The following is a 14,805-nucleotide window of genomic DNA, read 5'->3' as shown; positions in this document are numbered from 1 at the left end:
GTGATCAGGCGGACCAGCCGAAGTGGTTCAGCGGCCCGCGTCCCGCGCCCAGCTCCCAGCCCCGCGCGCCGGTCAGCGCACGGAGCACGTACTCCTTGGCGGCCCCCACGGCGGCCGGCACCGGATCGCCCAGACCGAGCCGCACCGCGATCGCCGCCGAGAACGAGCACCCGGTGCCGTGGGTGTGCCGGGTGGTCACCCGGGGTGCGCGCAACACTGTGGTGACGCCGCCGCCGTGCAGCACGTCGACCGCCTCGCCCCCGTCCAGGTCACCACCGGTGACCACCACGTACTCCGGGCCGCCGGCCACCAGGGCCTCGGCGGCCACGACCATCGCGGCCACGTCGTCGACCGGGCGTCCGGTTATCGCCGCGGCCTCCGCGCAGTTCGGGGTCGCCACAGTGGCGTACGGCAGCAGCCGCTCCACAGCGCCCACCACGCCGAGCCGGTGACCGCTCGTGGCGACGAGCACCGGGTCGACGACGAGTTGAGGCAGCCGGCCGTCCCGGGCGGCCTCGGCCACCACGTCCGCGATCGCCGGGGTGCCGAGCATCCCCGTCTTCACGGCACAGACGGTGAAATCGGTGAGCACGCTGTCCAACTGCTCGGTGACAGTGCGCGGGGGCAGCGGCAACACCGCGTCGACACCCCGGGTGTTCTGCGCGGTGACCGCCGTGAGGACGCTTGTGCCGTAGGCACCCAGCGCGGCGAAGACCTTGAGGTCGGCCTGGATGCCTGCGCCGCCGCCGGAGTCCGAGCCGGCGATGGTGAGCAGTGTGCGCGGGGTCATTTTCCCTCGTCTTTGGTTGCGGTCCGGGGCTGCGGCCGACCGTGCCCACTCCGGGCGGTCAGGCTTGATCCCTGCGTGGGCACGGTCGGCCGCAGCCCTGACGTGGAGACCTGGGTGACCCCGCGCCGGGTTTGGGTCAGCACAGGGGTGACCGCCTCGACATAGGCGGCTCTGGTCAGGGTGGCGGCTGTTTCGGTGGGGTCTTCGGCTCGCATCAGTGCGCCGAGCACCGCTACTCCGACGGCTCCCGCCTTGACGCAGGCGGTTACCTGTTCTGGGGTCTCGACCCCACCTAGGGCCAGCAGGGGTACCGGGCTCGCGCGAACCAGGCTGCCCAGCCCTGCAATGCCCAGGGGTGGGCCGTAGCCCGGCTTTGTCTTCGTGGGCCAGACCGGGGAGATGGTCGCGTAGTGCTCGGTGGTCAGGCGGTCCAGCTCGGGCTGGTGGTGGCAGGAACGGCCGACCAAGTCGTGGGCCGGCGGTGGGTACGGGCCGGCGGCGGGCAGGTGCACGGCGTCACCGCCCAGTGGGTCGGGGCCGGCCACGATGAGGGTTCCGCCGACGTCGGCGAGGATCGCGCGCAGGTCGGCGGCGAGGGCGACGCGTTCGGCGCGCGGCAGGTCCTTCTCCCGCAGCACCACCCAGCGCACTCCCCCGGCCACGGCTCCCGCCACCACCCGGTCGAGCCCGCACCGCGCGACGAGCCGGTCGGTCAACACGACAACCCCGGACGGCGGGGTCACAGCTCGGGTCTTCCCTCGTCGGGGGTGGAGGCGAGCGCGTGGAAGCGGCGCTCGATCCGGCCGGCCTGGGCTGCCAGTCGGCCCGCCTCGACCGCGTACCGCATCGCGGTGGCCATCGCCACCGGGTCGGCCGCCCGGGTGACAGCGCTCGCCAGCAGTACGCCGTCACAGCCCAGCTCCATGGCCAGCGCCGCGTCGGACGCGGTGCCGATGCCGGCGTCGAGGATCACCGGCACGTCCACACCCTGCCGGATGAGTCGAATGTGGTGCGGGTTGCCGATGCCGAGCCCCGAACCGATCGGGGAGCCGGCCGGCATCACCGCGGCGCAGCCCACGTCGGCGAGGCGGCGGGCGAGCACGGGGTCGTCGCTGGTGTACGGCAGCACTGTGAAGCCGTCGGAGACCAACTCCTCGGCGGCGCGGAGCAGCTCCACCCCGTCGGGCAGCAGCGTCCGCTCGTCGCCGATCACCTCCAGCTTGACCCAGTCGGTGCCGAACGCGTCCCGGGCCATCCGGGCCACCTTCACCGCCTCGGTGGCGGTGTGGCAGCCGGCGGTGTTCGGCAGCAGGCGGACGCCGCACCGGTCCAGCAGCTCCAGCAGCCCACCCGTGGAGCCCGGCGCCGTGCCCACCCGGCGCAACGCCACTGTGACCAGCTCGGTGCCGGAAGCCCGGATCGCCTGCTCCAGGACGTGCAGGTTCGTGGCACCGCCGGTGCCGAGGATCAGCCGTGAGGTGAAGGTCTGCCCACCCAGCTCGAAGGGCACGCCGCTCACCCGCCCTGCGCCGCGGTGAGCACCTCGACCCGGTCACCGTCGCGCAGTGCCCGCGCCGGCCAGCCGGTCCGGGGCACCACCTCGCCGTTGACCGCGACCGCCACCCCACGTGGCTGCGCCACGATGTCGCGGACCAGGTCCGCCACTGACGCGCCGGCGGCGACGCTGCGCCCGGCCCCGTTCACCGTCAACTCCACAGGTCCCCCTCCATCGTCGGTTCAGGTCCGCCCGACGCGGCCACCGCGGCGGCACCGCCGAAGCGGTCGGCCCGGAAGGGCGCGAGCAGCGGGTCGGGTACGCCGCCGAGCACCAGGTCGGCGATCAGGTCGGCGGTGATCGGGGTGAGCACGATGCCGTGCCGGTGGTGCCCGGTGGCGGCCAGGACGTCCGGTCGGTCGGGCAGCGGCCCGAGGATCGGCGCGTTGTCCGGGGTGCCTGGGCGCAGCCCGGCGACCGCCTCGACCAGGTCGTACTCGGCCAGCTCGGGCAGCAGGTCGACCCCGGCGCGCAGCAGCCGTTGCACAGCACCGGCGGTGACAGCGGTGTCCGAGCGCTCCTCGACCGTCGCGCCGAGCACGACCTCACCGTCGGCGCGGGGCACCAGGTAAACGTGCTCGCCGTCGGCGTACCCCCGGATCACGTGCCGGAAGCCCGGCGCGACGCCGTTGGGCGCGCGGAGCCGGAGGATCTGGCCCTTCACCGGCCGCACGGGCAGGCCGGTGAGCGCGGCGGCCCCGCAGCCGGCGGCGACCACGGTGACAGGTGCATCCACATCGGACAGAACCCGGACCGGCTGCGGCACGAGCACCGCGCCGGCCCGCTGCGCGGCCGCGCGCAGCGCCGGCACCAGCAGCCGGGGGTCGACCTGATGATCGGTGGGCGCGAGCGCGCCGCCGCGCACCCGCGGGGCGAGCGCCGGTTCGCTGTTGCGCAGCTCGCTGGGGCGCAGCGGCGTCACGGGCAGACCCAACCCCTGCTGGTACGCCCACAGCCGGCGCGCCTCGGCCAGGTCGTCGCCGGTGAGCCCGACCATCAGGGTGCCCTCGGTCCGGTAGCCGATCTCGACTCCGGTCGTCTCGGTCAACTCGGCGGCGAACGCCGGCCAGCGGGCGGCGGACGCCAGCAGCAACCCGGTCAGCTGCCGCTCACCGAAGTACGCCTCGGCGACCGGGGAGAGCATGCCGGCGGCCACCGCCGACGCCCCCGAGCCGGGCGCCGGATCGTGCACCACCACCCGCAGCCCACGCGCGGCGCAGCGCCAGGCGATCGCCAGCCCGATCGGCCCCGCCCCCACCACTGCCACGTCCGGCCGGACCTGGTCGCTCGGCGGCGGTGACGGGGACCGGCCGGTCAGCACGTCAGGGCCTCGATCAGCTCGGCGGTAGCCCGTGCCGGGTCGGCTGCGGCGGAGACGGCACCGACCACCGCCACCCCGTACGCCCCGGCGGCCCGCAGCGCCGGCACCCGGGCGGCGGTCACTCCGCCGATCGCGATGACCGGAACGTCGACGGCGTCGACGACGGCGCGTACCCCGGCGGGCCCGATGGGGTCCGGCAGGCCGGTCTTTGTGCTGGTGGTGTGACACGGCCCGACGCCCAGGTAGCTGGCGCCCGCCGCGACGGCCTCGCGCGCCGGGCCCGGGGCGCGAGCGGTGGCGCCCAGCACACCGGTGGGGCCGAGCACCCGGCGGGCGGCGGCGACCGGCAGATCGTCGGCGCCGACGTGCCCACCGGCGGCCCCCACCGCCAGCGCCACGTGCAACCGGTCGTTGACCAGGCAGGTCGCCCGGTACGACGCGCAGAGCGCGAGCACCCGCCGGGTCAGGTCGTACGCCTCGCGGTCGGTGGCGGAATCCTCGACCCGGACCTGCACCACCAGGTCGGCGTGGGCCACTGTGAGGGCGGCGCGAACCACGGCGAGTGGGTCGCGACCGGGTCGGGTGTCGGTGATGAGATGCAATCGCCCCAGGGACGGCACGGCAACGCTCCTCCCTGCGCCGGCATTACCCGGATCAGGTTCGACGGTCGGGGGCTGTCAGCCCCCCTCTCAGCCCGGTACACCGGGCTCCCGTGGGTTACTTGCGTGTCACCGTACGACAGATCCGCCGGCCTGCCAAGGCACGGGGTCGGCGGTGGCCGGCCGGGCGGGCCGCGCCAAAACGAGCGAGATCCAATGGGGCACTTCATACGGTCCTGTTCGGAATGTCGCCCCCCGTTGCAGAACCGTTACCCGTCCGCATCTTGCCCGACATCGAGCGAGCCGAATTAATTTGTTCAGCGATTCGACAAAATGTCGGTGGGGGCACCCTGGCACGGTGTGACCACCGGCTCCATCAGGGACGGCCTTCGGCGAGCCGACTCCCGCGAGCTCTGTCACTACGACACAGGAGGCGGCGTGTCCCGTTCTCGTCGTGCCCGCTTACCCATCACCGCAACCCTGATCTCCCTGGCCATGGCCTCGACCACCCTGTTCGGCGCGCCCGCGCAGGCGGCCGCCCAGGTTCCCCCACGGGATGCGAAAGCCGCAGCCCCGGTCAGCCAGGTGGCGCCGAAGGCGCCAAAGGCCGCGGCCGATCCCTTCTCCGTCCTCCTCTTCTCCAAGACCGCCGGCTTCCGGCACGACTCCATCCCCACCGGCATCGCCGCCATCCAGCAGCTCGGCGTCGACAACGGATTCACGGTGGACAACTCCGAGGACGGCGCCGCATTCAACGACGCCAACCTGGCGAAGTACAAGGCGGTGATCTGGCTCTCCACCACCGGTGACGTGCTCAACGCCGACCAGCAGGCCGCGTTCGAGCGGTACGTGAAGGCCGGTGGCGGCTACGTCGGCATCCACGCCGCGTCGGACACCGAGTACAGCTGGGCCTGGTACGGCGACCTGGTCGGCGCGTACTTCGCCAACCACCCGCAGAACCAGCAGGCCACGGTCAAGGTGGAGGACCACGCCCACCCGTCCACGGCCGGGTTGCCGGACCGGTGGTCCCGGTTCGACGAGTGGTACAACTACCAGACCAACCCCCGGCCGGACGTGCACGTGCTGGCCAGCCTGGACGAGAAGAGCTACACCGCCGGTGCCGGCGCGATGGGTGCGGACCACCCGATCGCCTGGTGTCAGGACTACGACGGTGGCCGCTCCTGGTACACCGGCGGCGGGCACACCCGGGAGTCGTACGCCGAGCCCGAGTTCCTCTCCCACCTGCTCGGCGGCATCCGCACCGCAGCCGGCGTCGAGAACGCCGACTGCGGCGCCTCGAAGACCTCGAACTTCGAGAAGGTCACGCTGGACAGCAACACCAGCAACCCGATGGAGCTGGACGTCGCCCCCGACGGGCGGGTCTTCTACATCGAGCGCGACGGTCGCGTGCAGATCGTGAAGCCGGACACCGGCAACACCGTCACCGCCGTCGACCTGGACGTCTTCACCGGTAACGAGGACGGCCTCATCGGCATCCGGCTCGACCCGGACTTCGCCACCAACAAGTGGGTGTACCTGTACTACGCGCCGAACGACGGGGTCACCCGCAACCTGCTGTCCCGGTTCACGGTGACCGGCGACACCATCGACCTGGCCAGCGAGAAGCAGGTGCTACGGGTCGACACCCAGCGCAACACCTGCTGCCACGCCGGCGGCAGCATGGCCTTCGACGGCGACGGCAACCTCTACCTGGCCACCGGTGACAACACCAACCCGTTCGAGTCGAACTCGTACTCGCCGCTCGACGAGCGGTCGGGCCGCCAGGACTACGACGCGCAGCGCACCTCCGCCAACACCAACGACCTGCGCGGCAAGGTGATCCGGATCCACCCGGAGGACGACGGGACGTACACCGTTCCGGCGGGCAACCTCTTCGCGGTGGGCACCGAGAAGACCCGTCCCGAGATCTACGCGATGGGCTTCCGCAACCCGTTCCGGATCGGCACCGACCCGAAGACCAACACGCTGTACGTCGCGGACTACGGACCGGACGCCAACGCGGACAACCCGAACCGGGGCCCCCGCGGTCTGGTCGAGTGGAACGTCGTCACCCCGGGCAACTACGGCTGGCCGTACTGCACGGGCACGAACGAGGCGTACAACGACTACACGTTCCCGTCCGGCCCGAGCGGTCCGAAGTTCGACTGCGCGGCGCCGGTGAACAACTCGCCCAACAACACGGGCCTGACCAACCTCCCGCCGGTGGTCCCGGCGACCGTCGACTACGGGTACGCCGGTGACGCGCGTTACCCGGAGATCGGCGGCGGCGGCGCCCCGATGGGCGGCCCGGTCTACCGCTACGACGCCGACCTGAACTCGAACCGCAAGTGGCCGGCGTACTACGACGGCAAGGCTCTGCTCGGCGAGTGGAACCAGAACAAGATGTACACCATGCAGCTGACCCCCGACGGCAAGTCATTGGTGGACATCAACCAGTTGCTCACCGGCATGAGCATGGTCCGGCCGATGGACTTCGAGTTCGGCCCGGACGGGGCGCTGTACCTGATCGAGTGGGGCAGCGGCTTCGGCGGCAACAACGACAACTCGGGCGTCTACCGGATCGACTACACCGCCGGTGACCGCGCCCCGATCGCCGCGGCGTCCGCCAACCCGACCTCGGGTCCGGCGCCGTTGACGGTGACCTTCTCCAGCGCCGGCTCCCGGGACCCGGACGGTGGCACGCTCACCTACGCCTGGACGTTCGGCGACGGGCAGACCTCGACCGAGGCCAACCCGACCCACACGTACGCCACGGCGGGCAACTACACCGCCCAGCTCACCGTCACCAACCCCAAGGGCCGGACCGCGGTGGCCAACGTGCCGGTCACCGTGGGCAACACCGCGCCGACGGTCTCCATCGAGTTCCCACCGGACGGAGGCTTCTTCAACTGGGGTGACCAGGTCCGCTACTCGATCAAGGTGACTGACCCCGAGGACGGGCAGATCGACTGTGACCGGGTGCAGCTTCAGGTGCTGCTTGGTCACGACGAGCACGCCCACCCGCTGGAGCAGCACACTGGCTGCACGGGCACCGTCCAGACGTCGCTCGCCTCCGGGCACGGCGCCGAGGCGAACGTCTTCGCGGTCTTCGAGGCGACCTACACCGACGAGGGTGGTGCCGGCGGTGCCGGTGCCCTGACCGGTCGGCAGATCGAGGTTCTCCAGCCGAAGCAGAAGCAGGCCGAGTACTTCACCGCCACCGGGCGTGCCCCGGTGAGCACCGGCGGTGGCGACCCCGGCGTGCAGCGGGAGGCCGGCGCCGACACCGCCGGTGGCGGCCAGAGCATCGCGTTCATCGAGGACGGTGACTGGTGGTCGGTCGCTCCGGCGGACCTGACCAACATCACCGAGATCCGCTTCCGGGCCGCCTCCGCCGCCGCCGGCGGTCGGATCGAGGTTCGCGCGGGTGCGGTTGACGGACCGGTGGTCGCCACGGCCGTCGTACCGTCGACCGGCGCGTGGCAGACGTACACGGACGTGAGCGCACCGGTCACCGGCGCCGCGAGCGGCTCGCTGTACTTCCTGGCCCGCGATCCGAACGGCGGAACGGGTTCGCTGTTCAACGTCAACTGGATGGACTTCGTCGGCCGCGGTGTCACCGAGAACGGGCCGCCGGTGGTCAGCGCCACGGCCACCCCGGCCACCGGCACCGCACCGGTCACCGTCGCCTTCGACGGCACGGCCACCGACGCCGAAGGCGACACCCCGTTGACGTACGCCTGGGACTTCGGTGACGGAGGCTCGGCGACCACACTGGACGCCAGCCACACCTACACCAGCCCGGGCACCTTCACGGCCACCCTCACGGTGACCGACAGCAAGGGCGCCAAGTCGTACGCCACGGTGCCGGTGCGGGTCGACGCGCCGGACACGTCCTGCTTCGGGGCGCGTTCGGACGACTTCAACGGCAACAGCCTCGACAAGGAGCGCTGGACCAGCGTCGTTCGGGAGAACCAGCTCTACTCGCTCAGTGGCGGCGCGCTGCGGCTGCCCACTGGCGTGGGTGACCTCTACGGCGCTCGCAACGACGCCACCAACCTGGTGCTCCAGGCGGCCCCGACCGGCGCGTGGGAGATGACCACCAAGGTCACCCTGCCGGTGACGGCCAACTACCAGCAGGCCGGCGTCCTGGTGTACGGCGACGACGACAACTACGCCAAGCTGGACCTGCTGTACAACGGCAGCCGGCGGGTGGAGTTCATCCGGGAGACGGCGGCCACTCCTCGCAACGAGGCCGCCGACAGCGCCGCCGCACCGGCGGGTGACACCGTGTACCTGCGGATCACCAGCGACGGGACGAACCTGACCGCGTCCGCCTCGGGCGACGGGCAGACCTTCACCCCGGTCGGCCGTTCGGCCGCGCTCGCCGGCATCACCAACCCGCGGATCGGGGTCTTCGCGCTCAACGGAGGCACCGAGGCGCCGGTTGTCGACGCCGCGTTCGACTCGTTCCAGGTCACGCCGGACGCTCCGGCCGGCCCGGTCGACCCGTCGGACGAGTTCACCGGCAGCACGTTGGACAAGTGCCGGTGGGACGCCGTGACGCGGGAGGACCCGAGCGGTTACCGGGTCACCGATGGCGCGCTGCGGATCGACGTGCCCAACGGTGACATCTACGGCACCGACAACACCGGGCCGAAGAACTTCATCCTCCAGACCGCGCCGTCCGGCGACTGGACCCTGGAGACGAAGGTCGACGGCAGCCTGCTGAACGAGCAGTACCAGCAGGCCGGTCTGCTCGTGCAGGCGGACGACGACAACTACCTGAAGCTCGACTTCATCGCGGACAACCAGGCCGGCCAGGCGGTGACGCGGCGGATCGAGTTCCGCAGCGAGATCGCCGGGGTGGTCCAGAACCCGCAGCCCGAGGCGGGCAACCTGACCTCGGCGGTGTGGCACCTGCGGCTGGCCCGCACGGGCGACACGTTCACCGCGTCGTACTCGGCCGACGGGACGACCTGGACCGCGTTGACGGCGCTGACCAACAGCGCGGTCGGGGCAACCCCGAAGGTCGGGCTGTTCACCCTCGGCGCCAACCAGACGGCGTCGAAGACCGCCTCGTTCGACTACTTCCGGCTCAGCACGAAGGTGGCCGACGAGACGGCGCCGGTGACCACCGCGGCGGTTTCCGGCACCCCGACCGACGGGTGGCACACCGGACCGGTGACGATCACGCTCACCGGTGCCGACGAGGCCGGCGGTAGCGGGCTCGCCGGTACGGAGTACCAGCTGGACGGGGCCACCACCTGGACGGCGTACACCGCTCCGGTGGCGGTCAGCGGGGACGGCGAGCACGAGCTCCGGTTCCGCTCGACGGACAAGGCCGGCAACGTGGAGGCGACCAAGACCGTCTCGGTCAAGATCGACACCACCGCGCCGGTGACCTCGGCGACGTTCGCTCCGGCGAACGACGCCGGTTGGCACAACGGGACCATCCCGGTCGTGCTGGCCGCTACCGACGCCGGTTCCGGCGTCAAGACGGTGGAGTGGTCGCTGGACGGTGGTGCGTGGGCGCCGTACTCGACGCCGATCGAGGTGACCGGTGACGGGCAGCACGAGCTGCTGTTCCGCTCGGCGGACAAGGCGGGCAACGTCGAGACGCTGAAGTCGGCGGTGCTGCGCATCGACGGCACCAAGCCGACGCTGTTGGTGTCCGGGCTGGCCGACGGCCAGCTCTACGGCGACAGCCAGGACGTCCGGGTGGCCTGGCAGGCCGTTGACCCGACCTCGGGCATCGCGAGCGTGGTCGGTCAGCTCGACGGCCAGGCGTACACCAGTGGCACTCTGCAGGCCATGTACGACCTGTCGCTCGGCCTGCACGAGCTGACCGTTACCGCGACCGACAAGGCGGGCAACAAGACCACCTCGACGGTCCGGTTCTTCGTCACCACCTCGTTCCGGGACATGCAGAGTCTGCTGGACCGGTTCAAGGCGACGGGGCGGCTCTCGACCAAGGCGCACAAGCAGCTGTCGAACAAGCTCGACGCTGTTCGCGCGTCCGAGGCGGCCGGCGACGACAAGGCTGCCGTCCGGCAGCTGACCGCGTTCCGGACGCTCGCCAGCGACGCCACGCTGGTGCCCGAGGCGGAGGTCCGGGACGTCCTGATCCGGGACGCCGACGCCATGATCGTTCGGCTCGGCGGCGCGGCCAGCAAGGCCGGGGTCAAGGCGAACGGCGGCGACTCGGTCAAGGGCACCGGGCGGCTCGGTGGCGATGCCACCCGGCTGGCACCCGGTCGCCAGCTCTGATCCGACGAGGCCCCTCCCCGGCGCTGCGGCGTCGGGGAGGGGCCTCCCTCATCGGTAGGGAGGAAATGTCCGTGACGGGTATCCGCAAGCTGCTGGCCGCCGTGTTCGTCGGACTGGCCCTGACCCTGTCCGCCGCCGCCCCGGCGGCGCAGGCCGCTCAGGCCGCCCCAGCGGCGCAGGCCGACAAGCTCAAGCTCACTGTGGCCGGCGACGGGGCTCAGGGCGTCACCATTCAGGCCACCTACGCCGATGGCCGCCGGCTGGAGCAGGTGGTGCGGTTGGTCCTCACCGCCACCGGCCCGGACGGGCAGCGGGTCGGGCCGGTGCAGCTCGAACCGCAGCCCGAGGGGCAGGGTTTCTACAGCAGCGGCCCGGTGCTCTCCACCGGGACGTGGAAGGTGTCGGTGGACTCTCCCGCTCCGCTTCAGAGCAAGGCCACCGCCACGGTGCAGGCGAAGGCGGCACAGTCACCGCCGGCGCCCGCGCCGGTCGCGGTGACCAAGCCAGCGGACGGCGGGGCAGGCACCGGTTGGTGGCCGTTCGCCGCGGCCGGTCTCGTGCTCGTCGCCGCGGCGATGGGGGTGGCCATGCTCTTCGGCCGCCGCCGCACCGACTGACCACACCGCATTGAACGAGACCGGGCCGGGCCGCGACGAGCGGCCCGGCCCGGCGTCGTCTGATCGACTGTGATCGACTCGGCATCCGTGAAGTCGGGGCTTCCCGGACCGCAGGTCACCCCGACTTCAAGGAACGCGAGTGGATCAGGCCCCTCAGAGGACGGCGCGCAGCGCCACCAGATCGTCGTCGCTGGGCTCCCAGGTGCCGGCGGCAGCGTTGGCACGCACCTGCTCGGGCGTGGTGGCACCGGCGATCACCGAGGTCACCGCCGGCTGGGCGGCCAGACCGCCGATGGCCACCTGGAGCATCGTCAGACCCCGCTCGGCCGCGTACGCCTCGATTGCCTCGATGGTGTCCCAGTCGGCAGCGGCGAGCCGCTCCGCGTACCGGCCACCGCCGGAGAGCCGGCTGCCGGCGGGCGGCTGAGCCTCGCGCTTGTACTTGCCGGTGAGCAGACCGTTGGCCAGCGGGAAGAACGGCAGCATGCCGAGGCCGAACCGCTCGCACGCCGGGATCACCTCGGCCTCCACCGAGCGCTCCAGCAGGCTGTAGTGGTTCTGGGCGCTGATGAAGCGGGACCGACCGTTGGACGAGGCGACCCAGTCAGCGTCGGCGATCTGCCAGCCGGCGAAGTTCGAGTTGCCCAGGTAGCGGACCTTTCCGTCCCGAACCAGGTCGTCCAGGGCGGCGAGGGTCTCGTCGATCGGTGTGCCCGGGTCGGGCTCGTGCATCTGGTACAGGTCGATGTGGTCGGTGCCGAGCCGGCGCAGCGACGCCTCCACAGCGCGGGCGATGTAGCGCCGCGCACCACGCGCGCCGTAGTCCGGCCCGTTGAGGCCGTTCATGTCCATGCCGAACTTGGTGGCCACCACCACGTCGTCCCGACGTCCCTTGAGCGCCTGCCCGAGCAGCTCCTCGGAACCGCCCTGCGGCTCGCCGTAGATGTCGGCGGTGTCGAAGAGGTTGATCCCGGCGTCCAGGGCGGCGTCCACCACCGCCCGGGTGCCGTCGAGGTCGAGTTTGCGGCCGAAGTTGTTGCAGCCGATGCCGACCACGGACACCACGAGCCCGGAGTCGCCCAGCCGGCGATAGGTCATCTCAGTCACGAGATCCACCCTATGCCCGCCCGGCGCGGACCACCTCGGCGGCGGCTCAGCCGACCACCTCGGTGACCAGCTCGCGGGCGGCGTCGATGGTCGCGACCAGCTCGGCGGGGCTACGTCCGACGGCTCCGAGCAACGCCTGCGCCCGCTGGGTGAAGTTCGGCGGAGCACCGGGCAGTCGCCCCGCGGCGGCGATCATCCCCTTCTCGTTGACCAACCACCGGCCCGCCCTGGCGTGCAGCACCTGGGCGAGCACCCCGATCGTCCGGAACAGGCAGCCGGCGACGTACCCGCTGTCTCCGCCGACGGCGGCCTTGGCCGCGCCGGTGAGCAGAAAACCGGCCTCCCAGCCGCCGGCGACCAGCGCGTCGGCCAGCGCGGGCGGATAGTCCCGAATCTGCTCCTTCAGCCGGGTCAGCTGGCCAATCGGATCCGCCAGCACCTGGCACAACGCCACTTCGCCGACGTAGGCGGACGAGTAGAACCCGAGTGGGTGCCCGGCCTGCACCCCGACCTCGTACCGGCCGGCCCGACAGTCCGCCCAGACGCGGTGCACCCGGTCGAGGTCCCGGTAGATCCAGTCCACGGCGACCCCGCCGATCCGCAGCCAACCACCCCCGTCGACCCAGGGACCCCAACCACCGGGGGCGGTGAGCGCGACGTCGGTGTCGTCGGCGACCGTCGCGGCGACCGCACGCAGCGCCGGCACGTCCAGCTCACCCCGGTAGTAGAGACCCAGGTCCCAGTCGGAGTCCGGGCGCTGCTCGCCGCGTGCCCGACTACCGCCGAGCGCCACGGCGACCACCCCGTCGACGCCGCACAGCCGGTCGGGCAGGTCGGCGGGGATCACCCGACGTCCCAGACCGGTTCCGGGGTCTCCACCACCTCGCTGTCGCCTCGGAACAGCACGAACCGGTCGAACGAGCGGGTGAACCAACGATCGTGGGTAACCGCGATCACTGTCCCCTCGAAGGCGGTCAGGCCCGCTTCGAGCGCTTCCGCGCTGGCCAGGTCAAGGTTGTCGGTGGGCTCGTCGAGCAGCAGCAGGGTCGCCCCGGACAGCTCCAGCAGCAGCACCAGGAACCGGGCCTGCTGCCCGCCGGAGAGCGTGCCGAAGCGCTGGTCGCCCTGCGCGGCCAACTCGTAGCGACTGAGCACACCCATCGCCGCGTGCCGGTCCATCCCGGTGCGGTGCTCGTCACCCCGCCAGAGGATCTCGACGAGCGTCTTCGACATCAGCTCCGGCCGGTCGTGGGTCTGGGAGAAGTGCCCGGGGCGGACCCGGGCACCGAGGCGAGCCTTGCCCTCGTGCGCCACCGGAGCGAGCGCGCCCGCGCCGTCGACCGGCCCGTTCGCCGGGTCCGGGTCGGTGCCGCCGCGGGCCAACAGTCGCAGGAAGTGCGACTTGCCGGTGCCGTTGGCACCGAGCACCGCCACCCGGTCGCCGTACCAGATCTCCAGGTCGAAGGGGAATGTCAGGCCGTCGAGCTCCAGCTGCTCGCAGACGACCGCGCGCTTGCCGGTCCGCCCGCCGCTGAGCCGCATCCGGATGTCCTGGTCCTTCGGCGGTACGGGCGGCGGCCCGGCCTCCTCGAACTTGCGCAACCGGGTCTGCGCGGCCTGGTAACGCGAGGCCAACCCGTCGTTGTACGCGGCCTTCTGCTTGTACATCAGCATCAGCTCGCGCAGCTTCTGGTGCTCCTCGTCCCAGCGCCGGCGCAGTTCGTCGAGGCGGGCGTGCCGAGCCACCCGGGCCTCGTGCCAGCTGGCGAAGCCGCCCGGGTGCACCCAGGCGCTGCCACCCTCGACGGCGACCACCCGGTCGGCGCTCTGGGCCAGCAGCTCGCGGTCGTGCGAGACGTAGAGCACCGACTTCGTCGACTCGCGCAGTCGCGCCTCCAGCCAGCGTTTGCCGGGCACGTCGAGAAAGTTGTCCGGTTCGTCGAGCAACAGCACCTCGTCCGGGCCGCGCAGCAGCAACTCCAGGGCGAAGCGCTTCTGCTGGCCGCCGGAGAGGGTACGCACCGGACGGTCCCGTACGGCGTCCCACGGCTGGCCGAGCACGATGGTCGCGACGGTGTCGAAGAGCACCTCGGCGTCGTACCCGCCGGCCTCGCCCCAGGCGCCGAGCGCATCGGCGTACGCCAGCTGGGCCTTGCCCGCGGCGTTGCTGAACTTGCCGTGGGCCTCGGCCGCCCGCATGGCCGCCTCGGTCTCGCCGAGCCGCCGGCCGGCATCGCGAAGCGCCGGCGGGGCCAGCGACAACGCCAGGTCGGCGAGGGTCGACTCGTCACCGATCATGCCGATGAACTGGCGCATCACACCAAGCCCGCCGGCGCGCGCGACGACGCCGCTGCGCACCGGCAGGTCGCCGGCGACCATCCTCAGCAGTGTCGTCTTTCCCGCGCCGTTCGGCCCGACCAGGGCGACCTTGCTGCCCTCCCCGACCCGGAACGACACGTCGGCGAAGAGTTCCCGACCGTCGGGCAGGATGTGCCCGACCGCTGCCACGTCCACGTATCCCACGCCGGGATCCTGCCCCAGCGAGG

The 14,805-nt window shown here is 71.9% G+C and carries 11 protein-coding genes and 1 riboswitch; of the genes, 2 read left to right on the top strand and 9 right to left on the bottom strand.

Features of this window, described 5'->3' with window-relative positions:
* Positions 1-4: 4 nt before the first annotated feature.
* From thiD to thiE, 6 genes are all read right to left on the bottom strand, one after another.
* Positions 5-790 (bottom strand): bifunctional hydroxymethylpyrimidine kinase/phosphomethylpyrimidine kinase, encoded by a 786-nt coding sequence (gene thiD, locus FB453_RS13800; RefSeq protein ID WP_112584846.1) that lies wholly within the window; start codon positions 788-790, stop codon positions 5-7.
* Positions 787-1,533 (bottom strand): thiamine phosphate synthase, encoded by a 747-nt coding sequence (locus FB453_RS13795; protein WP_145790330.1) that lies wholly within the window; start codon positions 1,531-1,533, stop codon positions 787-789. The genes thiD and FB453_RS13795 overlap by 4 nt, the downstream gene beginning before the upstream one ends.
* On the bottom strand, positions 1,530-2,309 hold the full coding sequence (locus FB453_RS13790; RefSeq protein WP_145790328.1) for a thiazole synthase: 780 nt from the start codon (positions 2,307-2,309) through the stop codon (positions 1,530-1,532). Before FB453_RS13790 ends, FB453_RS13795 begins: the two co-directional genes overlap by 4 nt.
* Entirely contained in the window at positions 2,306-2,506 is a 201-nt protein-coding gene (gene thiS / locus FB453_RS13785) for a sulfur carrier protein ThiS (RefSeq protein ID WP_112584840.1), read from the bottom strand. The genes FB453_RS13790 and thiS overlap by 4 nt, the downstream gene beginning before the upstream one ends.
* Positions 2,497-3,666, bottom strand: coding sequence for a glycine oxidase ThiO (gene thiO, locus FB453_RS13780; protein ID WP_486480260.1), 1,170 nt, complete (start codon positions 3,664-3,666; stop codon positions 2,497-2,499). Before thiO ends, thiS begins: the two co-directional genes overlap by 10 nt.
* Positions 3,660-4,286 (bottom strand): thiamine phosphate synthase, encoded by a 627-nt coding sequence (gene thiE / locus FB453_RS13775; protein WP_145790326.1) that lies wholly within the window; start codon positions 4,284-4,286, stop codon positions 3,660-3,662. Before thiE ends, thiO begins: the two co-directional genes overlap by 7 nt.
* Positions 4,281-4,390: riboswitch (TPP riboswitch) on the bottom strand. Its footprint overlaps the gene before it by 6 nt.
* A 313-nt stretch (positions 4,391-4,703) precedes the next feature.
* Here thiE and FB453_RS13770 point away from each other — a divergent pair.
* Positions 4,704-10,535, top strand: coding sequence for a ThuA domain-containing protein (locus FB453_RS13770; protein WP_145790324.1), 5,832 nt, complete (start codon positions 4,704-4,706; stop codon positions 10,533-10,535).
* Positions 10,536-10,606: 71 nt separating this feature from the next.
* Positions 10,607-11,152, top strand: a complete 546-nt coding sequence (locus FB453_RS13765) for a hypothetical protein (protein ID WP_145790322.1) — start codon at positions 10,607-10,609, stop codon at positions 11,150-11,152.
* Between the two features lie 153 nt (positions 11,153-11,305).
* On the opposite strand, the gene FB453_RS13760 is transcribed toward FB453_RS13765, so the two are convergent.
* The 3 genes from FB453_RS13760 to FB453_RS13750 are packed head-to-tail and all read right to left on the bottom strand — an operon-like array spanning position 11,306 to position 14,782.
* Positions 11,306-12,268, bottom strand: coding sequence for an aldo/keto reductase (locus FB453_RS13760; protein WP_186718253.1), 963 nt, complete (start codon positions 12,266-12,268; stop codon positions 11,306-11,308).
* A gap of 37 nt (positions 12,269-12,305) precedes the next feature.
* Positions 12,306-13,106 carry a nucleotidyltransferase domain-containing protein gene (locus FB453_RS13755; protein ID WP_145790320.1) on the bottom strand — a complete coding sequence of 267 codons (801 nt, stop codon included), beginning with the start codon at positions 13,104-13,106 and terminating at the stop codon, positions 12,306-12,308.
* A complete protein-coding gene (locus FB453_RS13750; RefSeq protein ID WP_145790317.1) occupies positions 13,103-14,782 on the bottom strand; it encodes an ATP-binding cassette domain-containing protein in 1,680 nt (559 codons plus the stop codon). Before FB453_RS13750 ends, FB453_RS13755 begins: the two co-directional genes overlap by 4 nt.
* Positions 14,783-14,805: the final 23 nt, after the last annotated feature.

The organism is Micromonospora sp. CNZ322, assembly GCF_007827755.1.
The sequence above is the reverse complement of the archived record's forward strand: the minus strand, read 5'-3'. Positions and strand labels throughout refer to the sequence as shown.

Excerpts from the sequence above, each read along its gene's own strand:
- thiD (WP_112584846.1), bottom strand. The coding sequence starts at position 790 with ATGACCCCGCGCACACTGCTCACCATCGCCGGCTCGGACTCCGGCGGC.